Raw genomic sequence first — 23,442 nt, forward strand, 5'->3', positions numbered from 1 at the left:
AAATCTCAAATCTCAAAATTGAACCAATTTTCCCCTATATTTGTCTCCCAATCAGAAACAATGGGGCTGACCGGTTTTGACAGTAGGTGTAAGGACTGGGCTCGCATGCAGGCCGGAGTATGTACGGCCTTGAATAATTCATACGACTATAATTGGCGAAACTTCTTACGCCATGGCTGCCTAATCTATCCCTTAGGGGACACAGATAATGCTTAAAGGGTTGAGATTCGATAGATTCTCCCCGGCCACATCCCGCAACCCGCCGCTCATTCCGGGTTGATTCTGGGGTGTCGAAATGATAGAGCCGCTCCCTGTGAGGCTACTAAGCAGGGCTAAGATAAGTGGCTAAGTCAAGTATAGGTGTGTCATCCAGCAGTACTTGATCGAAAATCCAACAGGTGACTAAGCATGTAGACGGTACGGTGTTTCCCTATCTGGACGAGGGTTCGAATCCCTCCAGCTCCACTTAAAAATTCCTCCCTCTCCCAAAACTCTTTGAGTTTTGGGAGAGGGAGGAATTTTTATTTTATTTTCAATAAAATTTAATTCTAACCCAACTTCACCTGCTCCAAATACTTGGTGAAAAGTTTGATTTTTTTAACATCATTGGGATTGAATAAAAATGGTTGGACATCAGATGCCATTTCATTCATATCTAATTCATTGCATTTTTCCAAAATAGATTGTTTCAGATCTTCTGGGGTTTGAATACCTAATTTTTGGGTTAGGTAAGCATAGTTAGGACTAATGTCTTTCCCAAGAAGATAAATAATGTCAAAAAAATCTCTCCCTTTGTTCCTTTTTCTATTGAGTACGGCAAAAAATTTCTGAGCCAGTAGTAAATCCAAAGGGCATGCATTTATTTGGGTAAACACATCAAACTTATTGATGATGGGTTGGTCTTTTTCATAGTTGAAATTTTGTGGCTCAGTGTCTAATTGAATAAGAATTTTCTCTTCCTTAAATTGACTTAGACCTTCATTGTACAACAGTTCAGGTATCCTTATGTAACAATGGTAAGCTCCTCTTTTCACATTTTTTATTTCAACCTCATAGCCTAAGTACAGAAGTTTGGTCTTTATATGAATACTGAGTGCATCGAAGTCATCCGAAGAAAGATTGAAATTGTCAAAATCCAAATCTTCTGAAAATCTTGAATTTCCATGGACAATCCGAAGACAAGTCCCGCCCAAAAAAGATAATTTTCCTGCAAAATCACTTTCAAAAATTATCTCAAGCAGCTTGTATTGAAGGTATTCCCGAAGCATAAAACGTTCAAAACCTTTTAATTCTTTCGGATAAAATCTGCGGATTTCTTCTAAACTAAGCATTGATCTCTATTTTTAGTAAATCTACTCTTCTATTGACAACTTGAGAGTTAAAAATTTTTTGATATTTCCCCAATTTATCAAAATCCAAGTATTTGTTCATCTGATCGGAATTTATCCTAAGCCCCTCGATCTCCTCAAGAGATTGTATGCCCCTGAAGTAAAAAAAGTCCAATATAGCCTTCTCCGGTTCCGCTATCTTAAAAAACCAATCTTGCTCTTTTATCAATTTGTAACCAAAAAACAGGTTGGTCTTGATGTGTTTGTAGGCAAACGTCCCAATGGAAGTTTCATGATTAGATGTATTTCTGGTGGTAACAGAGGTAATCAGAAAAACCCCTTCCGGAATTAATCCATAATACGACAATGCACTTTCCAGGGAAACATAGGAAGGTGCATACATTGTATTAGCCGCATGATAGAGATAGTTTTCATTTATTTTTTGTTCCGAAAATCTGTAATACCCCCGCCTGATTTTGGATATATATCCCTTTCCCTGCCATTCGACCAAACGCCTTTGATCAAAATCAGGGAAACGTTTTTTTATATCCAAAATAGAAAATAAAGGAAAAGACTTCAGGGCTTCTCTTAACTCCAAATATTTCATATATATTAAAAGTTTGTTAAAAATAACAAATATCTAATATAAAATTTCAAAATGATTAAAAAGAAAAACTGATTGATTATTTAATTATTCATCAAAATCCATTGGAAGATTTTTAGTTTACACTATAAATACCTTACTTTTTCATTCCCAAAACCTATTTAACCCTAATAACATGCAAAAATCATCCCTGTTCCTTCTCCTCTATTTTCTCATTTTAACTGTACAAGCCCAATTCTCCCAAGCTGCAAGGGATTCTATTGCGAGATTGACCAAAGCGGATTATGTGCAAATGCTTGGGCAATTGGGATTAAAGGAGGGTGACCTGCGTCCTGGACCTTCTGGGAATCCCGCTGCACCCAATGCTGCCAACATTGAGGAAAGTAAAGTAAGGGATTACATCCTTCCTGAACTGATGAAATTGGAAAACGGAAAAACCATTACTACTCCCCAAGAATGGTGGCAACAAAGACGTCCTGAAATTGAAAAAGCCTTTGAACAGGAAATATATGGAAAACTCCCTGAAAACATACCTTCCGTAACTTGGCAGGTATTAGATGCTTATGACACCATAATTGGTAATTTTCCTATTCACAAAAAGATACTTAAAGGCGTTGTTGACAATGCTGAATTTCCATCTATCAAAGTAGAGATTGATCTTCTTGTCTCCACTCCGCTCAATTCAGAAGGTTCCGTTCCGATAGTCATCGAGTTTGGGTTTATCCGAAGTCCTTTCAATTCAGGGCCGATACAACCAATTGGCCTTGGATCTGCAAACGAACCGTCTTGGAAAGAGCAGTTGATCTCCAATGGTTGGGGTTATGCCATTCTCGTTCCTTCAAGTGTTCAAGCGGACAATGGAGCCGGATTGAGACAGGGAATTATAGGTTTGGTAAATAAAGGCGAACCCCGCAAGCCGGATGATTGGGGATCATTGAAAGCATGGGCTTGGGGTGCAAGTAGGGCAATTGATTACCTGGAGACAGACAAAGATGTGGATGAAAAAAGAATAGCAATAGAGGGATTATCCAGATATGGAAAGGCCGCAATAGTCGCTATGGCCTTTGAACCTAGAATTTCTTTGGGATTTATCGGTTCATCCGGTGCAGGAGGTCTCAAAATCCTCAGAAGGAACTTTGGTGAGCAGGTGGAGAATCTGGCATCTTCGGCGGAATACCATTGGTTTTGCGGAAATTTCATCAAATATGCAGGCAAACTTTCTGTGGATGACATGCCTGTAGATGCCCATCAGCTTCTGGCTATGTGCGCACCCCGACCTGTTTTTATCAGCTCAGGATCACCTTTTGTGGAAGGCAATTGGATTGATGCCAAAGGAATGTTCTTGGCAGGAGTGCATGCTGGACCCATATATGAGATGTTGGGCAAAAAAGATTTAGGCACAAATGAATTCCCGGTATTGGGCACAGCATTGGTCGATGGAGAAATCGCCTATAGGCAACACGCAGGTGGTCATTCTACCGGACCAAACTGGAGTACTTGGATTGCTTGGGCGAGTCGGTATTGGGGGAGGGAGTAGGTTAATTACCCGTGTTGAATTAGGGGGCTGTTACCCCTTGATGATGTGAGTGGTGACACTCACATCGGCACAGTGGTTCCTCAGCCGCATCTCGGTTCTAATCTCTCGCTTCACTTTTCCCTACATCCTTTCCTAATATCCCCTTATCAGCCCCCCATCCACTGCCAAAGACTGTCCTGTGATATAGCTGGCGCGCTCACTCAATAAAAACACCGCTGCTGCTGAGAATTCCTCCACCTCTCCAAACCGCTTCATCGGTACAGATCCCTTTATTTTTTCCACGTTTGGATTGCCTTCGAGCAACCCGGTCAATCTTTCTGTAAGCGTAAATCCCGGCATGATGTTATTGATGGTGATGCCTATTGGGGCCACTTCATTTGAAAGGCTTTTAACCAGTCCGAGCAAACTACTACGGACTGCATTGGAAGCAATGAGATTGTCAACGGGCTGTCTGACCGAAACAGAGGTGATGGTCAGGATCCTGCCAAACCCCCTTCCTTTCATCCCCGGAAGGACCATCCGTATCAAATCCGCCGCACTGACAAACATGGATTCATAAAACATCCTCCAATCATCCAAACCAAAATCTCCAAAATCACCGGCATCAGGACCACCGGTATTGGTGACTAAAATATCAATTGACCCAAATGCGGAAACCGTTTCATCAAAAAGCCGCTTTCTGTCTCCATCTTTCAATAAATCCGCCTCTATGGTAATTACTTTACCCAACTTTAATTTTTCAATTTCCGACTTGGCCTTTGCCAAGGCCGATGGATTTCTCCCACAGATGGCCACGTGGGCACCTTCACGGGCCAGTTCAAAAGCCACTCCTTTTCCAAGTCCTTTGGATGAAGCCAATATCAATGCATTTTTTCCTTTTAATCCTAAGTCCATATCATTATATTTTTTTGATTAATTCTTTAATTGGTAATTAGAGTTTAAGAACTGAGAGCACAAAGTGCTTGGTTTACCGGGCCTATGCTATGAAATAAAATGAGAAATCCTCCTGTGTCTTGTGTCTTGAATCTTGTGTCTATTTCCTGCTTCCAGACTCCCATTTCTTGATTATAATTCCGCATCTCGGTTCTCGGTTCTCGCATCTCTTTTCTCCCCAACTTCTCACTCTTCCAAAGAATACCATTCCACCTCAAGCTGTTTCCTACGGCCTCTGTCTTCTGGTGCATAATGGTTAGACAAATACTCCACAATGACCGCTTCATTGGGTCCTAAGTCCCACAACCCCTGTGTTTCCTGCATCCACCTGATTACCTGTATCCAACCTTCTTTGGTAAATCTGTCTTGGGTCACAAGTTTTGCGGAATGACAGTTTGTACAATTATTGACCACCATCATCAGGCCTTCTCCTTCTACAAATCCTGTGGCCACATGGACTCCATCTTCTATCAGTTGATCCCCCTGAAAGGCCTCCTGTACCAATTGAGGAGGTTCCTTTTGAGAATAAAACAGATCGGGGTTAGAATGTAAAACAAATAGAAAAGCAATCATACTGCCCACTATAACCAGTAGGAATACCGCTAACCTTGCCATTGCCACCATCAATTTTTTCCACTGATCACTTTCCATTCTATACAACTTTTACGGCAATCCTGTGACAGGCATTATTGAGATATCCTTTGGGATTCCAGCCGGGTACCACCATGGGTTGGCTGATGCCGCTATCGTCAGTGGCCTTTGCCCAAACTTCATAATATCCTTTCTGGTGGAATTGAATCTGTGCATTGAAGTGTTGCCATGCAAAGCGGTTTACCGGGGATTCCAGATGGCAACTTTGCCAGGTGCTGCCAAAGTCTATGGAATAAGAAACAGATTTAACCTTCTTCTCCCCTGCCCAGGCATGGCCCCTGATTTCAAGTTTTCTGGTCAGTCCAAATTCAGCCCCTGATTTCGGATAGGTGATCAAAGACTTGACCGGCATGGATTCTATAATCTGAAAATTTTCACTTGAAATATTTGCCCCCGGCTCCATGGGAACTTTGGGTACCATATAGGAGGGAGCTTCCATTTTTGACCCATCATGGACCTTGTTTCTGATCGAAATGGTATGTATCCACTTGCCGGAAACAGAGGCGGGATATCCCGAAACTACTAATCGAAGAGGATACCCATGGACCATTGGAATGTCCTTTCCGTTCATTGCATAAGCAATCAACGTTTCATCCTGCATGGCTTTGGCAATTGGGATACCTCTGGATATCGCTTCCCTGTTGGCGTCACCGCTGAGGTGTCCATCTGTACCGTGATATCCAACATACACTGCGTCGGCTTTTATACCCAAATCATTCAAAAGATCTTTGAGTCTAAATCCTGTCCAGGCTGCACAATGGACTGCACCGACTCCCCATTGATTGCCCTCGGTGGGAGGGTAAAATTCACCCCTTCCATTTCCTCCACACTCCAATACCAATTGATAAGTATGGGAAACAAATTTACTTTTCAGTTCCTGAAGGATATAAGTTTTTTCATTCAAAACCGATTCACCTTTAATGGTGAGTTTCCAGTTTGAGGGATCGGTTTTTGGAGGCAAAAGTCCGTTGTTGCGAATAAACATTTTATCCGCTGGGGTTATCCTGTCGTCGAGCAAGTGGGCAGGGGACTCAACATTCCAAGGTTTGTCGTTGAGAACAATCAGTGCAGAGTTTTTTCCAAAAGTTTTCAAAGATTCCTGTTCCTGCAACAAAACAGGTATATATCCCTCCGGCATATTGGAACCAAAAACCACATCCATCCCAAGAATTCCCGAAAAAACCGCCAAGGTAGATTCTTTAATGAATTTTCTTCTTTTATAATTTTTTGGAGGCATTGGGGAAAAATAAGCTGAGAATGAAAGATATGATATTCGACTTCCCAATTTATGCTTTTCAACCCCTTAAATCAAACGGAATCTTTTGAGATTTTATAACTTAAAAAACTTCCGGGAAGCTTAAGACTTCACGGAAGTTTAATTTAAAAAATATTACTACTTACTTACAACAACAATGCGCTTTTAAACCCAGTAACCATTTTTTGGCTGAAACTGCGGTTTACTTCCATTAATGCTTCGGGACGGATAGAAATAAACGATGTCCTTTCTATAATTACATCCCATGCTTTATCTTTTGCTTCTCTTTCACTACCTGCGAGGGTTTTGACTTGGAATTCAATTCCATTGATTTCCAATTTGATTAAATATTTCATCATTTTTAAACAAGTTTAAGTATATCATTCAAAAAACCACTTTAATAAAATCATCAGCATAAATGCTGAACCGAAATCACTAATTATTGTCTTATACAACAATTATAACAATACAAATTACATTTTTATATATTTAAAAAACAAATACTTTTTAATATTTATTTTAAATAAAAACAATGCCTCAATATTTATATCACTTGAAATTGCTTTTTGGGCTATTTGCCGAAGATTTCTGGCCAAAAAAAATCCAAATGAAGTCCTATTTACGAGATAGGTTTTCATTTGGATTTTGGAAATGATTAATTTCTGTAATTTATAAAGTAGAATCTTTTATTTCTGCATGTAGTAGAATGACAATTGACTGAAGGAACTCAGAAACTAAGATTTCAATAAGTGATTTCCTGATTACATAATTTTTGAACCAATTTAGGAATCTATTGAGCGGTATTATCATCCTGTAAAATAGGAATCCAATTCAGACATCATCAATTCCTTTTCTTTGAGGTCTTTGATTACTTTTCCTTTTTCCAACAAGACTATCCTATCACAGATTTCGGTGACATGATTGAGGTCATGGGAGGATATCAAAAAAGTGATTTGAGACCTGTCCTTTTCATGGAGTATTAACTTCTTCAATCTTATTTGGGAACTTGGGTCGAGATTTTCAAAAGGTTCGTCCAGCAGTATGACTTCAGGATTGCCCATTAAAGCTGCTGCAATTCCCACTTTTTTAAGGTTTCCTTTAGATAGGTCCCTGATGTATTTCTTTTTCCCCAAAATCTCATCATTGAAAAGGTCTTTGAAATTTTCGAGATGCAGTCTGAGATCTTCTTCTGAAAGCCGGTAAATCTTTCTCAATGTTTCAAAATATTCATCGGGAGTAAGATACGACAACAGCATATGTTCATCAAGGTAAGCACCAACCCTGGCTTTCCAATCTTCGGTTTTACTGACATCAAGACCGTCAATAAAAACTTTACCGGAAGTAGCCTTCACCAAATCCAACATGATTCTAAAAAGCGTGGTTTTACCGGCACCATTGTTACCTACTAGTCCAAAGCATTCGGATTTGGGAATCTCAATCGATTCCACGTCAAGTACTACAGCCTCTTTATACTGTTTTTTGAGATTTTGTACATTTATCATAATTCTTGTCTAAATGAGGATGAAATTTCATATCTATTATTAAGTACTCTTTGCACAGGCAAATTAGAAAGATAAGGGAAAGCTAAAATGCCTACCACACCAATAATTCCCAATGCAAGTAGCCCTACGTACTGATTGACCAATAATGCAAAAGGAAGGTAAACAATGTATGGCGCCAGAAACATTGGTATTATCATGAGAAACTGTGCTATTCCTACCCCTTCGTAATTGAACATGGCACCTTTGTTCAGGTCCATAGGTTTTGGTTTCCATAAAGACAAATAAATCACCATGTGCATAATCACACCCATATTGAATAAAAAAGTAGCGATATGGATCAGTAGAATATCCCATCCAAAAAACACGTAAGGGACTGACAATAGGAAACAAAGACAGGAAGTGGCAATGAACAGCAGATACTTTCCTTTGATCAAACCTTCCACCCCGTCTCTTTTTTGGAGAAAAAAATCAAAGTTTGCGGAGTTCCAGCTTAAAAACAGTTGCCCATATTGCAACATGAAAATCCCGGTAATAAATGAGCCTACAAAGACAAACATGTGGGAAAAGCCTTCTTCTGTGGAATATTGTGGATTGGCATAAAATATCAAACCGTATAACAAGAAAAAACCTGCCAGCATTAAATAAGTCCTACTTTTCTTATGACGGATGATCAGCTTCCATTCCAAATTCGCCAATTCTCCGGCCAATCCGAATCGGTTGAAAATCCCAAATTCCTGATTGACAAATCTGACATCTTCATTTTCTGTGAGATCTTCGATGTATGCATTATTATAATAGTATGTATATGCCAGTCTATGAAGTCCAAGGAATACCAAAAACATTGCCAATACAGGGATAAAACTTGTCAAAGACCAATCAAAAACTGGCTTCATGATATCCCCTAAGTTGAACCAGCCTAGGTAATTGGATCCAGCACCAAGCAAAAGAACCAAAAAAACTACCCCAATGCCTGTTATACTATCTTCAAATTTCTGTTTGAACCATAGCATCAACCAATGCAAGGACCAACTTGTAAACATGATACACAAGATCCATGACCACGCCGCCGGATTACCAAACCTTGGCGCAACCTCCTGAACGGCAAATGGCAAAAACAACAATGGCGCAATCAACGTCATTGGAGAAACGAATGATCTCCCTAACAGGAAATGAATAATCGTGCTTTTCTTGATGGGAAGATGTAGGAATCTCTCCAACTCAATCACAGGAAGTTTCTGAACAAAATACCTGTACATAAATTCAAACAGGAAAAAGTAAATCAAAACCCCACTAAGCGTTGCATAGGCATCATTACTTTCAAATCCTTTTTCAATGACCTGCTTTAGAACCAGCCCCATCAGGAATACATAAGCAAGTAACACCACAGCGAGAAATGCTAGAAAAATTGCTACTAAAGCACTTTTTGCAAAAGCTGTGGATCGCATACTTTTCAGTATTTCCAGTTTGATAAATTGTAAAACCATAAGCAAATAATAAAGTGAAACAGGATATAAAATGTAATTTTGGCTATGAAGATATACAAAACTAAATAAGTCGCGGAATCAACAAAAATAAAATTGACAAAATGAATGAAAATATACAGGAACTAGGATTTTTTGATGTTATAGAGGCCCGGAGGTCAGTGGAGATTTTTGACCAAGAAAGCCCATTTGATCATCAGATTGTCCAAAAATGTCTTGAGGCAGCCACTTTGGCACCGAACAGCAGCAACCTGCAATTGTGGGAATTCTATAGGATCCCGGAATCCTCCGCCTTAAAAAAGCCTTTAGATCAATTGTGCATGAAACAAAAAGCAGCCTCAACTGCCAGAGAGTTGGTGGTCGTGGTCACTAGAAGGGACAAATGGAAAAGCCGGACAAAAGCAAATCAGGTATATGACCGTATCAATAGAAACCTCAGGGATAAAAAATCTGCCCTAGATAACGGCATTAAAAACAGTATCAACATTTCTGATTTAAAGCAGAAAATTGAAAAAGTTGAGGAGTTTAAAATGTAACCCCAAGTATTCAAAGTAAGTATTAAAACCTTGAAATGGGAAACCCATATTCTGTTGGAAGAAGACCTACGTTTGGGCATATAGGGCCAAACGTTCAAAATTTCAAATTAGACAATGGCATCTAACTAAAATATAAAAATATTTTAAATACTTTTTATTGTATATAAAATTATTTTAATTTTTTTGAAATTATTATTTCAGTAATTTGGAATATGGACAGCATTAAACTTGTGATTTGGGACTTAGATGAGACTTTTTGGAAAGGAACACTTTCGGAAGAAGGCATAAGTCCCATCAAAGAACATTTAGAAATCGTCAAAAAGCTTACTGAGAGGGGAATCATCAATGCCATTGTTTCCAAAAATGATTTTGAGATGACCAAATCCAAACTGATAGATCTTGATATCTGGGATTACTTTGTATTTCCTGCGATTGAATGGAATCCAAAAGGAATACTCATCAAGCAGATTATTGAGAATTGCCAACTTAGGGATTCCAATGTGCTGTTCATTGATGACAACTCACATAATCTTAATGAAGCCAAGTTTCACAATCAAAACATACATACCAAAACACCAGAATTCATACCGGAGATTCTCCAACATCATGCTTTTAAAGGTAAAGCAGATCCTGAATTAAGTAGGTTGAAGCAATACAAGGTATTGGAAAAAAAAGCTATGGCTAAAAGTAGTTACGACAGTAACTATAAATTTTTGAAAGATTCCAACATACAAATTAATATAATCCAAAACCCTGAAAAATATAAAGACCGGATTACTGAACTGATAGGTCGGGCAAATCAGCTTAATTTTACCAAAATCCGACTGGACGATCAGGAAGTTGGGAAACTACTCAATGACAGAACTCTCAAAAATGCAGCTATATGGGCAAGAGATAGGTATGGTGATTACGGCATCATAGGATTTTACAGTTATGATTACACTGCTAACAAATTCAACCACTTTGTCTTTTCTTGCCGTATTCTTAACCTTGGAATCCCTCAGTATATCTATGCCAAGTATAATTTTCCGGAATTGGATATTGTACCGGAGATTGCCGAAAAACTTGATCATTCCCATCCTGATTGGATAACCGAATCCAATTTTAATGTTGACCTCAAGGAGCAGACCAATGGAACGGACGCAACCAAGATCCTATTTGCAGGTGGATGCGAATATGACCAAATGTATTTTTACCTCGAACGCAACAACATTGAAGTCAAACTTTATGTCAATTATAACAACGATCAAAACATTCCTGTAAGACCTTCCCATACGGAAGCCATACTTGGCGGACTAAGATTTTCAGCCGAGCAAAAAGAACAGTTTCTCAACCATTCTTTGCTTCCTTTTTTGGATAAAAATTATTTTGATTCAGGAATTTTTGATTCCACATATGATTGTTTTATTTATAATCCAAGAATGGATTATGAACATCATGTGTATGAACATAAAAAAGATAAATTTCTGGTTTCTTATGGAGGATATGGAAATAACTTTACCGATATAAATGACAGGGAGAATATTGTCGATTTTTTTTCCGGAAGAAAAGCCTTTAATATCAATGAATCTTTTCTTCAAGAATTTTCAGAACAATTTAAAGGCATTGGCAGAATTTCCACAAAAAAATTTATTGAAAATCTCAAAGAAATCAGAGAGAACATACCCTCCCATATCCCCATCATCATGATCAACTGCCCTGAAATAAGACTCAGTGCTCGTAAATCTGGCGATGAAAAGTACCTCAGGCATTGTGAGATGAATAAAGCAATAGACAAATTCATCCTGGAAAGTGAAAACACACACCTCTTGGACATCCGTAAAATCATCACTCATGAATCCCATCTAATTTCCGATCTAGGCCATTTTCAAAGAAAATATTATAAGGATATTTCTTTGACGATGCTCCAAATGCTGAATAATCTTCTTGGAGAAAGAGTAACTAGAAATCTGAATATGAAATCAATTGTATATGACAAATTGGATGGTATGATAGAACTCGCCAGGATAATCAAAAGGCGATTGATAGGATAAATTTCTTTGTCAATACCCATATTTCCCTTTCCATCTTTCTTTCAAAAATCTTCTTAATTCATTTTCCCTCGCATTGTTTCCGGGTTCATAGAGTTTGAGGTTTTTGATTTCATCTGGGAGAAATTCCTGCGCAACAAAATTATTTTCATAGTCATGGGCATATTTATACCCTTTACCATAGTTCAGGTCTTTCATCAATTTGGTGGGTGCATTCCGTAGATGAAGGGGAACGGATAAATCCCCTTTTTCCCTCACCAATTCCTGGGCTTTATTGATTGCCATATAGGAAGAGTTGCTCTTGGCCGAGCTTGCAAGGTAGGTCACACATTGGGAAAGTATGATCCTAGATTCCGGATAGCCGATGATTTTGACAGCTTCAAAACAGTTGGTTGCCAAAAGCAGTGCGTTGGGATTGGCGTTACCAATATCCTCCGAAGCTAGAATCACCAGCCGCCTTGCTATGAACTTCACATCTTCCCCACCTTCAATCATTCTTGCCAGCCAATAAACAGCAGCATTGGGATCGGAACCTCTAATTGACTTGATAAAGGCCGAAATGATATCGTAATGTTGTTCTCCTGATTTATCATATAAAGCCACTTTTTGTTGGGCAATTTCTATAACAATCTTGTTTTCAATGATATAAGGTTCTTCATTAATGCCATCAATCACGATTTCCAAAAGATTGAGCAATTTTCTCCCATCTCCACCCGAAAGCCTCAATAGTGCCTCTGTTTCCCTTAATTCTACTTTTTTCTTTTTTAAAAAAACATCCTTTTCCAGGGCCTGATGAATCATAGATTCAAGCTCTGTTTTACCCAATGAATTTAAGGTAAAAACCTGACATCTGGAAAGTAATGCAGCATTGACTTCAAACGATGGATTTTCGGTGGTGGCTCCTATCAATCTGATCACTCCTTTTTCAACAGCCCCTAAGAGGGCATCCTGTTGGGATTTATTGAACCTATGGATCTCATCAATAAAAAGCACCACTCCCATTTGGAATTTTGCCTTATCAATAACTTCTCTAATATCCTTCACCCCAGAACTGATCGCACTTAATGTGTAAAAAGGCGCTTTGATTTCATTGGCAATGATATTGGCAATGGTGGTCTTTCCCACCCCGGGAGGTCCCCATAAGATCAATGAGGGGACATTTCCACTTTTAATGGCTTTATGTAAAAATGAATGAGGTGCTGAAAGATGTTCCTGCCCAATCAATTCTTCTAAAAGGGTGGGACGCATGCGTTCCGCAAGAGGAGTCTGATTCATAGTATATGCTTTATTATTTCTCCAAAATATTCCGGAAAAGGAAGTCAAATCTAAATAATTTTAGGTTGCTATATGGATTAAAAAGAAATGAGTCTATCAACTAGATTTAATTATATATTTTTACCGATAAATAAATCAAGCTACTTTTTTCATGGCTTCCAACGACTCAAGAAGGGCTTCAATCCGACTTTACCGAAAGCTCAAATCCGGATGGATTTGGGCAACCTCAACATTTACCGGAAATTTTATTCTGGCATTTTTCATCACCTCATTCTTTAGAAATTTGGGATATGAGGATGATGTAAATTATGTGTTTTTCTTAGGAGTTTTGGCAGTTGGGCTTTGGGTGACGGAGGCAATCCCTCCATTTGCAGTGGGGATATTCATCATTGCGGGACTGTTATTTGGCTTTGGGACAGATTTTGTCCTAGAAGGACAAAAAACACCCGTTGAAATGTACCTTGGCACTTGGACGAGCAATGTGATTTGGCTATTGCTTGGTGGTTTTTTTCTGGCGGAAGGGATGAGTATTGTATCCTTGGATAGGGCGCTGTTTAAATTTACCCTGAATAAATTTGGATCAGACCCTAACAGATTATTATTAGGCTTAATGTTAACAACAGCTGTGGGCAGTATGGTCATGTCCAACACAGCGACCACCGCAATGATGATTTCTTCCATTTTACCGTTGGCGAGAATGATGGGTAAAAATTCGGAATACACAAAAGCTTTATTAATAGGTATTCCAGCTGCTGCAACACTTGGTGGCATGGGAACTATCATAGGTAGTACTCCAAATGCCATTGCCGTAGGTGCTTTGCAGGAAAAAGGGATTAACATTTCTTTCATAGAATGGATGCTTTTTGGAGTACCCATGGCATTTATATCTGTTTATCTATTTTGGAAATTTTTGACCAAAAAACTTCATCTGGACAATGTAGTCCTCGACCTTACCGAATTGATAGGGAAATCTAACCTCAAAAAGGGTTTTGAAAAAAATGCGGTAATTTTCACTTTGTTTGTAACAATATCCATGTGGTTGACAGAGCCTCTTCACGGGATTCCGATTGCAGCAACTTCGGCTATTCCAATAGTTCTGCTTACACTTTTTCAGGTAATAAAAGCTGAAGATGTCAGAAGACTGCCTTGGGATACGCTGATGTTGGTAGCAGGAGGTCTGGCATTGGGTATTGCCATGGTAGATGTGGGGCTGACTGACATCATCATGGAACAAATAACACTCTTGCCAATTCCTATGATTGGAGTGGCCATTGTGTTTTCGATCATTGCTGTATTAATATCCAATATCATGAGTAATACAGCAGCAGCTTCCATACTTGTTCCCTTAGGACTCTCCCTTCCCGGTATCTGGGGTTTCGCCGTTCCTTTGATAGTTGCATTAAGCTGTTCATGTGCTCTATTGCTTCCAGTATCCACGCCCTCAAATGCCATTTCCTATTCTACCGGAATGATCGAACAAAAAAGCTTCAGACCCGGTGGCTTGATGATGATATTGCTCGGCCCTATTTTGGCCTTTATTTCAGTTATGGTTTATGCCCTTATTTTTTATTGATTTTTTTGGATTAATTTTTATAAGGTCTTCTTTTACATCAGGTAATTTAAAAATTAAAAATTTTAAAAGATGCTAAACTTTTTACATAACTTGACATGATTAGAATGCAAACACCCAAAAAATTCTACAGGTTTTCAAATAAGATTTTCAGATGAGTAAACATTACGCGGAAGAAGGAATACTTCAAAAACTTGAAATATTCTTTGACATATCTCCGGATTTATTTTGCATTGCAGGTTATGATGGCTATTTCAAAAGAATAAACCCTGCTGTTTCATCTTTATTGGGCTATTCTGAAGCGGAATTATTTTCTAGACCTATCAATGATTTTGTCTATCCTGAGGACAAAGATATAACTGCTGAAGCAAGGACGAAACTTACCAAAAGCCATCCCCTGCTAAATTTTGAAAATAGGTATCTTACCAAAAACGGTGAAACTGTTTGGCTCTCTTGGACATCCATGTATTTGGAAAATGAAGAATTGATCTTTGCCATTGCTAAGGATATTTCGCTTAAGAAAAATTTAGAATTGGAGAGAAATCTTTTGTTGCATAATTTGACTGATATTAATCAAAAACTAAAAAACCTTTCCTACACCGTTACCCATGACCTTAGGGCTCCTGTCAATAATTTAATTTCTATTTTTCAACTTTTGGATTCATCAAAAATTCAGGATCCTAGGACATTGAAATTAATTGAGGTCCTAAAATCATCAAGTGACAATCTCAAAGAAACACTCAATAATTATGTGGATATTTTGTATGATGAGGATAAAAAAAGTCAGGAGATAGAAAAAATTAACTTTAAAGATTCATTGGATTCAGTATTGAAATCAATCCCCTCATTGATCAAGAATTCTCAAGCATCTCTTCAGTTTGATTTTGAGGAATTAAAGGAGATAGAATTCAATAGTGCTTATATGGGAAGTATCTTTCTGAATCTGATCACAAACTCCATCAAATATGCAAAACCTGAAGTTACTCCTGTCATTTCGATCACTAGCTCAATTCAACATGGTAAAAAGAAATTAATCTTTGAAGACAATGGTCTTGGTTTTGATATGGATAAAGTAAAGGATAAAATCTTCGGGATTAACCAAAAATTCCATAACCATTCAGATAGTAAGGGCATAGGATTATACCTTATATATAATCATATAAAAAGTCTCGGTGGAGACATCAGTGTTGAAAGTGAGGTCAATGTAGGAACCAAATTCACTATAACTTTTAACGACTAAGGCATCAAATAAAAGTAAATGATTATCCGCAATGATGCCATTTACTTTGATTCATTTGGTTTTCTTGACAGAAAAGAGAATAAAGCATGAATCGGTATTTAATCAGCTCTTAGTTTAGGTAACCCTCTTTTGTGGTATGAAAGCAGATAATCCTAGAAAATTATTTCGATAATTAGATTCCTTCAACCAGTTTTTTCATTTTAGTCAAACCCAATCGGGCAACTTGAAGGGCATCATATTTCCAATAATCTTGGTTGAATAATTCCAATGAAAGGACTTTTTTTCCTCCCATATTCTTGAGATCTGTTAGGATTTGTTTCATAGGGGCCGCTCCATCTCCTGGGTATACCCTGTCTTTGTCTTCTTGTTTTTCTCTTGGAATGGTATAAACAAAATCATTCATATGAAAAATTTCAACCAGATTCCCATTGAGCATCTTTAAACCTTCATACCCAGAACCCCCTCTATAAAGATGGTAAACATCCGGCAAAATCCTTGCATCGGGATCATTGGCCACTGCGGCTACCATCAAAACTTGCCCAAGATGATGGAAATAAGGGAAAGCCCCCCAAAACTCCAACTGTGGCATCACCCCGGTTTTCCTTCCAAGATCCAATAAGGCCTTATACCTTTCACCTGCTTTGAACAAGTCTAATTGATCAGTGACACCTGCTGCGGGGGCAGCAACTCTCATACATCCCAATTCTGCCAACATTTCCATCTCCTTTTCCATCTGTTCGAATCCAGATTTTCTTTTTTGATCATCATTGACCATCCATGGCGCAAATCCAATGGCATTTTCAAATTTCAGTCCGGAGTCGCTGATATGTTTTCGCAGAGAAGTTATTGAATTACCTAGTTCCAAATATGCCTGAATATCCCTGATCCACAATTCAACACCCTCATAGCCTGCCTTTGCGGCAATTTCCAAATAACCAAGAAGGCCTGGATTTTGTCCCATAATGGTACTGGTATTGAGACAAAAACTAAATTGGCTCTCTTTTTTGGATTTTTGGGCATTTGCAGCACTGCTTGTCAATAACAATCCGGTACCCAAACTTATTGATTTGATAGCATGACGTCTTGTGATCATTTGAACATTAATGAGATTGTTGAAATTTAATATTAATCAATCCGAGCGCTTTTTTTCTACCATCCATGTAAATCGAATAGAAGGAATAAAATTCACCTAAAAATTTTTTATATATTCAAACCACTAATTTTCAGTACCCTCAATAACCTATGAAAACCATATTTTTTTCCATTTTGGTAAGCATATTTCTTAATGGCATTGCCATTGCGCAGGAACAGTATGACCTTGAAAGGTCCTATTTAAGCAATATTCCATTCCATCAGGAAGTAATCAGCGGTGGTTATTATGTGGATCCTCCAGCCAACATTGAAGGCAACCCATATTTCCGATCTAAAAGCTTTGAAAAAGGAACCTTAACCATCAATGGACTGACCTATGAATCGGTCCCTCTATTATACAATATTCAAAAGGATCAAATTATTACATTCCATCCTGTCCACAGCCGAAAAATACTTCTTAATGGTGAAAAAATAAATGCCTTTACTTTATTTGCTCCAGAGAAAACCGTTTTTGTCCATATTGAAAACAATGATTCCTATTCTCAGCATCATAATGGTTTTTACGAATTGGTGAAAGATGGAAATGCCCAATTACTATGCAAGCATTACAAAACAACAAGTGCCAAAAAAGAGGTGGGAAAATACAGTGGCTATTTTACCGAGAGCTCAGATTATCTTTTGAAAAAAAACAAAGAGGTCATTGTAGTCAAAAAGAGAAAACAGGCATTTGAGTTTCTAGGATTGGAGAAAAAAGCAATCTTGAAAGAACTGAAGAAAAATCAAATCTACTTTAGGGGAAATCAAAGGGGTTTTCTTGGATATTTGACTGAAATTCATAACAAACAATTGCAATGAAAAAAGGTCTCATATTACTTTTTTTTGGCTTGATACTTAGCATTGGTACCTCGGAGGGGCAAGTGAGGACCCCAACAGGTGATGAGAAAATCAATGGGCTGTTTGCTGGAATTTCTTTCAAGCGTTTTACCCAGCAAATCGAATCTTCGACAAAATTCAGATTTTATTTTTCTGAGGAAGAAACCCAAAGTCTAACTGTAAATATCAGCGCAATAGACAATACACTCAATCAGGTTCTCTCCGGGATTTTCGAAAACACGGATTTTGTCTTCACTATTGACGAAAAAAATAGAGTATTTATTACCAAAGACAAAAAATTGGATCTTAGCTTACCTGATGATTTTTTCTTGCCAAAGAATGATATTAATGAACAAGATAGCATAGCAAGACTTTCAGATATTGAAAGGACTTTCTCCAGAAACAAGTTATATGTTATCGGCTCTTCTTCCACAGGTCAAGAAGCTGTTCTGAAAGGCAGAGTGACAGGAATAGAAACAGGAAATCCTATTTTCGGAGCCATCATTTTTGAAAAAATAAATTTCACCAGAGCCATCGCCAATGAAAATGGTGAATTTGAAATCAGACTACCTCTTGGAAGACATACTATTTTCATACAAAATCTTGGCGGATTTGTTGAACAAAGGCAAATCAGCATACAAGGAGATGGCATTTTGGATATTGCTATAGAAGAGAATGTCATCAGTCTATCGGAAGTAGTAGTAAGTTCAGAAAAAATGACAAATATCTCAAGACCGGAGATGGGTGTCCAAAAGCTGAACATCCAAGCCATGAAAAAGATGCCGGCAATTTTGGGAGAAGTGGATGTAATAAGAAGTATCCTGACTTTGCCCGGTGTACAAACTGTCGGGGAGGCTAGCGTAGGCTTCAATGTCCGCGGAGGCGCCGCAGATCAGAATCTCATTCTTTTCAACCACGCGACCATATATAATCCATCCCATCTTTTCGGATTGTTTTCTGCCTTCAATCCTGATATGGTAGAATCAGTGGACCTGTATAAAGCAGGTATACCAACCAAATACGGGGGACGGCTTTCATCAGTCCTTGATGTCAATGCCAAATACGGTGATGCTGAAAAAATAAGGGTAAAGGGCGGAATAGGCTTACTCACAGGCCGCTTGACAGTAGAAGGGCCAATCGGAGAAAACACAACATTCATTGTCGGTGGTAGGTCTACCTATTCTGATTGGCTTTTGAATGTGCTTGAAGAAAATACAGACCTCAACAACGCAAGAGCTTCCTTTTATGATTTTAATTTCAATGTTTCCCACAAAATCAATCCAAAAAACACCATTAGGCTCAACTCCTATCTCAGTAGTGACAGCTTCAGGTTTGACAGAGACACCTTATTCCAATACCAAAATCAAAGCTTCAATTTATCCTGGGTACACTATTTCAATGAAAGATTGGAATTGGAAACGGTAATTGGAAGAGACCATTATAATTTTGGAATTGAAGGTAGAGAAAATCCAGCCAATTCATTTGATTTAGGTTTTGACATCAAACAACATTTTCTAAAGGCCAATTTCACCTATGCCCTCGATGAAAGACATAAGCTCAACTTCGGAGCGAGTACAATCAATTACAGATTGCAACCGGGTTATATTTCCCCATCAGGTGAGGAATCAATCGTCATCTCAGAGGAAGTCAACCCTGAAAGGGCATTGGAAACGGCTTTTTATCTGGGGGATGATTTTGAAATAAATGACCGCTTATCAGTGAATTATGGCGGAAGATATGTGATCTATCAATATTTAGGACCTAACACAGAAAGGGTATACGAACAAGGTCAACCCATATCATCTTCCACACTGATCGGTGAACGAAGTTTTGGACCGGGAGAGACCATCAATGTTTATCATGGACCTGAGTTCAGAGTTTCTGGTAGGTATATTTTGAACAATGTTTCTTCCATCAAGGCCGGGTACAATACCAACAGACAGTTTATCCATCTCTTGACCAACAACTCCGCAATAGCTCCAACGGATGTTTGGAAACTCAGCGACCCAAATATCAGACCTCAATGGGGCGATCAGATTTCCATAGGATATTACCGGAATCTTAAAATTGATGCTTATGAATTTTCGGTTGAAACCTATCATAGGAATATGAAAAACCTGATTGATTTCAGATCAGGTTCTACCTTATTATTGAACAATACCATAGAACAAGATATACTTCGAACTGACGGAAGGGCTTATGGTGTGGAGATATTATTAAGGAAAAATATTGGAAAATTGAACGGATGGGTCAGCTATACTTATTCGAGATCACTTCTAAGGACAGCTGAGGAAGAAACAGCTGAAAAAATCAATGACGGCAATTGGTATCCTAATAACTTTGACCAGCCTCACAATGCAGTCCTTGTAGGCAATTATGAATGGAGCAAGCGGTTCAGCACTTCTATCAACGCCAATTACAGTACAGGAAGACCTATAACCCTTCCGATTGCCAAATTCAACTATGGTGGTTCTGAAAGAGTCTTCTTTTCAGACCGAAATGAATATAGAATACCCGATTACTTCAGACTTGATTTTTCTGTTAACATAGAAGGCAATCACAAAATCAGAAAATTGGCTCATTCTTCTTGGTCGGTCGGTGTCTACAATCTTCTGGGCAGGAGAAATCCATATTCCGTGTATTTCACTCCCGTTAATGGGATATTGCAGGGATATCAGCTTTCCATATTTGCGCAGCCAATTCCATTTATCACCTATAATTTCAGAATCTAATGGTGAAAAGATTTCTTTATGTTTTTGTTATTTTCCTTCTTCCTTTCATAATATTGGTTGGATGCAGAGACCCCTTTGAGCCTGATGTAACTACGATGGATTTAAATTACCTTGTAGTGGAAGGTTTTATTGAAATTGATGAACAAGAGTCCATTTTGAAACTGAGTAGAACGAGTCCTTTGAGGGGAGAAAAAGAGGGCAGGATAGAATCAGGAGCAGTTATTACGCTCATATCTGAAAATGGAGAATCTTGGGGGTTTACAGAAAAAGAACTAGGAACCTATGGACTTATCGGCACCTTTGACCCAAACCTTACCTACAAAATCAATATTCTTCTTCTTGATAATCAGGAATACGAGTCCGATCCATTAATTGCAAAGGTGAGTCCACCGATTCAAAACGTCGACTTTACCAGGAGTGATGATGGTGTAAACATTCATGTCAGCACTCAGGGAAATGACGAGGCAGTTTATTTTCTTTGGGATTATGAGGAAACTTGGCTATTCAGACCGCCGTTTCCGACAGCATTTTTATTCAACCCCGCGACAGGAGGAATTGACCTCAGAAGACCTGAACAACAGGTAGGATTGTGCTGGCTGGAAAACAAAGTCAATCGTATTGTATTGGACAATGCAGGTAGGTTTGCCAACAACCGGATCAACCAAAAAGAAATTGTCTTCATTCCCAACCTTTCCGATAAATTGATGACACGGTACAGTATTTCAGTGAGACAAAGGGCTGTTGACAAAGACGCATTTGATTTTTGGGAAATCATGAGAAAAAATACGGAAGATATTGGGGGCATTTTCAGTCCCCTACCTTCCCTGATAAGTGGCAACATCAATCCTGTCAATTCCTCTGCCACAGTTGCCATAGGATTTGTAAGTATGGGGAAATCAAGTTTCAAACGATTCTATATCAATGTTCAAGACGTCAGGCCATGGAATGTATTTATTCCGGATTACCTCGGTTGTAGGGTAGAGCCGGACACCATTCCTCCTCCTTCCTACGTTTTGGAGTTTTCGGGACCCAATTTTACACCTACAGTTCAAGTTGTCAATCAAATGGGGGGAATTATAGGCTATAGGGGAACTGAAACAAGATGTGCGGATTGTACTTTGAGAGGAAGTAATGTAAGACCTGATTTTTGGGAGGATTGATGAACAGACCCATGAAAAAAATATTTCCATTTGTATGGTTGTCATTTCTTTTGATACTGCTCCCTAATTGGGTTCAGGGTCAAAATGATTTTACTGAAACTGTGAAGGCACATGTTTCCAAAAACATAGCCGTAGCAGGTGAAACAATTTGGTTTTCACTGAATGTACAGATGCCCAAAAGTCAGTATCAAAATTCCAAAATAGCCTATGCTGAACTGATAAATAGAGAAGGTCAGCCTGTGGCCCAATCCATACATGCATTGGAATCAGGTGTAACTGAAGGTTTTATTGAAATCCCTGATCAACTTGAATCAGACCATTATCTTTTAAGGTTTTATACCAGAATCAGCCCAATATTGAGTGAAAATGGAGTTTTCAATCAATTCATCACCATTATCAATCCAAAAAATTCCCCAAGAAATTCCCCCACTATTACGCAGCCCCCTAATTATGTCTTTGAAGATTTAGGAGCTCTTGCTGATAATAAATTACGAGTTCTTACCAGAAAGGAGTTTACATTTGAAGTTCCTGAAGAATTCAAAAATAAAACGGTAACTGTTTCAGTTTCTGTACTCAATCCTTTTTTGCCAAAAGCATTCCACGGTCAAATCGATGGCAGGATTTATCAGAAATTCCCTTTGGACCAACCACTTGTTCCTGAACCATTTGGGCACATTATTGCTGCTAAAAATCTGAATCAAAAAATTGACACAACCGAAACCTTCTTTGTTTCAGCACATGGTCTTCAGTCCGTAGGCATTTCCTCAAAATCAAATTTGTATGGAGACCTTTATTTTGAGTTGGGGGCTTTCAGGGATTATGATTTTTTGATTGCCCAATCTACCGACCAAGTTAATCAACTTAATTTCAGTCCTGTTTCACCCTTTCTCCCTTTCAAACTAAAAGATGACTTTGTTTTCCCACCGCTACTATTAAAGCCTTCTGACAAGGACTTTTTAATGGACTTGATTCTTTCATCCCAAGTTGCATCCTACTTTTACCCTTCAAAAAATGTTGAAAATTTGCCGGTTATGACGGGATTCCTACCCGACATTACTTACCTGTTGGATGACTACACGAGATTTGATGATGTCGAAACTACTTTAAGGGAATATGTTCCTGAAGTTTGGGTCAGGAAGCAAGCTAAAAAAACACTTTTCAAAGTTTCAAATACACCGCTAGATGGGGTGTTCCGTGAGAATCCCTTAATCATGATAGACGCTATGCCTGTTTTTGACACTGATGCATTGTCGGAATTCAACCCGCTAAAAATCAAAAAACTTGACGTGATTACCAGAGAATTTTATTTTAATAATGATAAATTTTCAGGCGTTATAAGCTTTACTTCTTTTGACAATGATTTTGGTGGATTTGAGTTGCCGGAAAAAGCATTGTACCTCAGTTACCCAGAAATCCAAAAGCCAAAAAAACTTCAATCCCCACATTTCAATATGGATATAACGGATCCTAGTTTCCCTGATTTCAGGACTACCTTATTTTGGTTCACCAATTCCAAGATTAAAGAAAATTTAAAAATCCATACCTCTGAGATCAAATGGGATTACGTAATCCTTTTAAGTGTAATGGGAGATGGCGGTGAAATGAATTACTCTAATAAACTTTTAAGAGTGGAAGATTGAATC

At 38.4% G+C, this 23,442-nt stretch carries 19 protein-coding genes and 1 other RNA gene; 10 read left to right on the forward strand and 10 right to left on the reverse strand.

Going from position 1 to position 23,442, the window contains the following annotated elements; genetic code table 11:
• Positions 1 to 62 precede the first annotated feature (62 nt).
• Positions 63 to 468: a transfer-messenger RNA gene (gene ssrA / locus ACEW8U_RS01800) on the forward strand.
• A gap of 80 nt (positions 469 to 548) precedes the next feature.
• Here the strand turns inward: ssrA and ACEW8U_RS01805 are convergent.
• Together ACEW8U_RS01805 and ACEW8U_RS01810 are read right to left on the reverse strand one after the other, a co-directional pair.
• Entirely contained in the window at positions 549 to 1,331 is a 783-nt protein-coding gene (locus ACEW8U_RS01805; RefSeq protein ID WP_373520323.1) for a nucleotidyl transferase AbiEii/AbiGii toxin family protein, read from the reverse strand.
• Positions 1,324 to 1,935, reverse strand: a complete 612-nt coding sequence (locus ACEW8U_RS01810; protein WP_373520324.1) for a hypothetical protein — start codon at positions 1,933 to 1,935, stop codon at positions 1,324 to 1,326. Before ACEW8U_RS01810 ends, ACEW8U_RS01805 begins: the two co-directional genes overlap by 8 nt.
• 172 nt (positions 1,936 to 2,107) lie before the next feature.
• On the opposite strand from ACEW8U_RS01810, the gene ACEW8U_RS01815 reads away from it, so the two are divergent.
• Positions 2,108 to 3,469, forward strand: a complete 1,362-nt coding sequence (locus ACEW8U_RS01815) for an alpha/beta hydrolase family protein (protein ID WP_373520325.1) — start codon at positions 2,108 to 2,110, stop codon at positions 3,467 to 3,469.
• A 132-nt stretch (positions 3,470 to 3,601) separates the two neighbouring features.
• Here the strand turns inward: ACEW8U_RS01815 and ACEW8U_RS01820 are convergent, their stop codons facing one another.
• The 6 genes from ACEW8U_RS01820 to ACEW8U_RS01845 form a co-directional block, all read right to left on the reverse strand.
• Positions 3,602 to 4,363 carry an SDR family oxidoreductase gene (locus ACEW8U_RS01820; protein WP_373520326.1) on the reverse strand — a complete coding sequence of 254 codons (762 nt, stop codon included), beginning with the start codon at positions 4,361 to 4,363 and terminating at the stop codon, positions 3,602 to 3,604.
• A 225-nt stretch (positions 4,364 to 4,588) separates the two neighbouring features.
• Positions 4,589 to 5,053: a cytochrome C gene (locus tag ACEW8U_RS01825; RefSeq protein ID WP_373520327.1), complete on the reverse strand. Its 465-nt coding sequence runs from the start codon at positions 5,051 to 5,053 to the stop codon at positions 4,589 to 4,591.
• A 1-nt stretch (position 5,054) separates the two neighbouring features.
• On the reverse strand, positions 5,055 to 6,290 hold the full coding sequence (locus tag ACEW8U_RS01830; RefSeq protein WP_373520328.1) for a sulfite oxidase: 1,236 nt from the start codon (positions 6,288 to 6,290) through the stop codon (positions 5,055 to 5,057).
• Between the two features lie 164 nt (positions 6,291 to 6,454).
• On the reverse strand, positions 6,455 to 6,667 hold the full coding sequence (locus ACEW8U_RS01835; protein WP_373520329.1) for a hypothetical protein: 213 nt from the start codon (positions 6,665 to 6,667) through the stop codon (positions 6,455 to 6,457).
• Between the two features lie 447 nt (positions 6,668 to 7,114).
• Positions 7,115 to 7,810, reverse strand: coding sequence for an ABC transporter ATP-binding protein (locus ACEW8U_RS01840; protein WP_373520330.1), 696 nt, complete (start codon positions 7,808 to 7,810; stop codon positions 7,115 to 7,117).
• Positions 7,807 to 9,294 carry a DUF5687 family protein gene (locus ACEW8U_RS01845; RefSeq protein ID WP_373520331.1) on the reverse strand — a complete coding sequence of 496 codons (1,488 nt, stop codon included), beginning with the start codon at positions 9,292 to 9,294 and terminating at the stop codon, positions 7,807 to 7,809. Before ACEW8U_RS01845 ends, ACEW8U_RS01840 begins: the two co-directional genes overlap by 4 nt.
• A 101-nt stretch (positions 9,295 to 9,395) precedes the next feature.
• Here ACEW8U_RS01845 and ACEW8U_RS01850 point away from each other — a divergent pair, with 101 nt between their 5' ends.
• Positions 9,396 to 9,827 (forward strand): nitroreductase family protein, encoded by a 432-nt coding sequence (locus ACEW8U_RS01850; protein ID WP_373520332.1) that lies wholly within the window; start codon positions 9,396 to 9,398, stop codon positions 9,825 to 9,827.
• A gap of 212 nt (positions 9,828 to 10,039) precedes the next feature.
• Positions 10,040 to 11,860 (forward strand): HAD hydrolase-like protein, encoded by a 1,821-nt coding sequence (locus tag ACEW8U_RS01855; RefSeq protein ID WP_373520333.1) that lies wholly within the window; start codon positions 10,040 to 10,042, stop codon positions 11,858 to 11,860.
• Positions 11,861 to 11,869: 9 nt separating this feature from the next.
• On the opposite strand, the gene ACEW8U_RS01860 is transcribed toward ACEW8U_RS01855, so the two are convergent.
• On the reverse strand, positions 11,870 to 13,132 hold the full coding sequence (locus ACEW8U_RS01860) for a replication-associated recombination protein A (protein WP_373520334.1): 1,263 nt from the start codon (positions 13,130 to 13,132) through the stop codon (positions 11,870 to 11,872).
• A gap of 151 nt (positions 13,133 to 13,283) precedes the next feature.
• On the opposite strand from ACEW8U_RS01860, the gene ACEW8U_RS01865 reads away from it, so the two are divergent.
• Both ACEW8U_RS01865 and ACEW8U_RS01870 read left to right on the forward strand, forming a co-directional pair.
• Positions 13,284 to 14,705, forward strand: coding sequence for a DASS family sodium-coupled anion symporter (locus tag ACEW8U_RS01865; protein ID WP_373520335.1), 1,422 nt, complete (start codon positions 13,284 to 13,286; stop codon positions 14,703 to 14,705).
• 151 nt (positions 14,706 to 14,856) lie between these two features.
• Complete coding sequence (locus ACEW8U_RS01870; RefSeq protein WP_373520336.1) at positions 14,857 to 15,942, forward strand: PAS domain S-box protein; 1,086 nt, start codon at positions 14,857 to 14,859, stop codon at positions 15,940 to 15,942.
• A 172-nt stretch (positions 15,943 to 16,114) separates the two neighbouring features.
• On the opposite strand, the gene ACEW8U_RS01875 is transcribed toward ACEW8U_RS01870, so the two are convergent.
• Positions 16,115 to 17,035, reverse strand: coding sequence for a sugar phosphate isomerase/epimerase family protein (locus tag ACEW8U_RS01875; RefSeq protein ID WP_373520337.1), 921 nt, complete (start codon positions 17,033 to 17,035; stop codon positions 16,115 to 16,117).
• A gap of 149 nt (positions 17,036 to 17,184) precedes the next feature.
• Here ACEW8U_RS01875 and ACEW8U_RS01880 point away from each other — a divergent pair, with 149 nt between their 5' ends.
• From ACEW8U_RS01880 to ACEW8U_RS01895, 4 genes are read left to right on the forward strand one after another with little or no spacing between them, the layout of a single operon-like run.
• Positions 17,185 to 17,889 carry a hypothetical protein gene (locus ACEW8U_RS01880; protein WP_373520338.1) on the forward strand — a complete coding sequence of 235 codons (705 nt, stop codon included), beginning with the start codon at positions 17,185 to 17,187 and terminating at the stop codon, positions 17,887 to 17,889.
• Positions 17,886 to 20,639, forward strand: a complete 2,754-nt coding sequence (locus ACEW8U_RS01885) for a carboxypeptidase-like regulatory domain-containing protein (protein ID WP_373520339.1) — start codon at positions 17,886 to 17,888, stop codon at positions 20,637 to 20,639. Before ACEW8U_RS01880 ends, ACEW8U_RS01885 begins: the two co-directional genes overlap by 4 nt.
• Positions 20,639 to 21,799 carry a DUF4249 domain-containing protein gene (locus tag ACEW8U_RS01890; protein WP_373520340.1) on the forward strand — a complete coding sequence of 387 codons (1,161 nt, stop codon included), beginning with the start codon at positions 20,639 to 20,641 and terminating at the stop codon, positions 21,797 to 21,799. The genes ACEW8U_RS01885 and ACEW8U_RS01890 overlap by 1 nt, the downstream gene beginning before the upstream one ends.
• 11 nt (positions 21,800 to 21,810) lie before the next feature.
• A complete protein-coding gene (locus ACEW8U_RS01895; protein WP_373520341.1) occupies positions 21,811 to 23,439 on the forward strand; it encodes a hypothetical protein in 1,629 nt (542 codons plus the stop codon).
• The last annotated feature ends 3 nt before the right edge of the window (positions 23,440 to 23,442 follow it).

This window comes from Aquiflexum sp., from assembly GCF_041751335.1.
Taxonomy (GTDB): Bacteria; Bacteroidota; Bacteroidia; order Cytophagales; family Cyclobacteriaceae; genus Aquiflexum.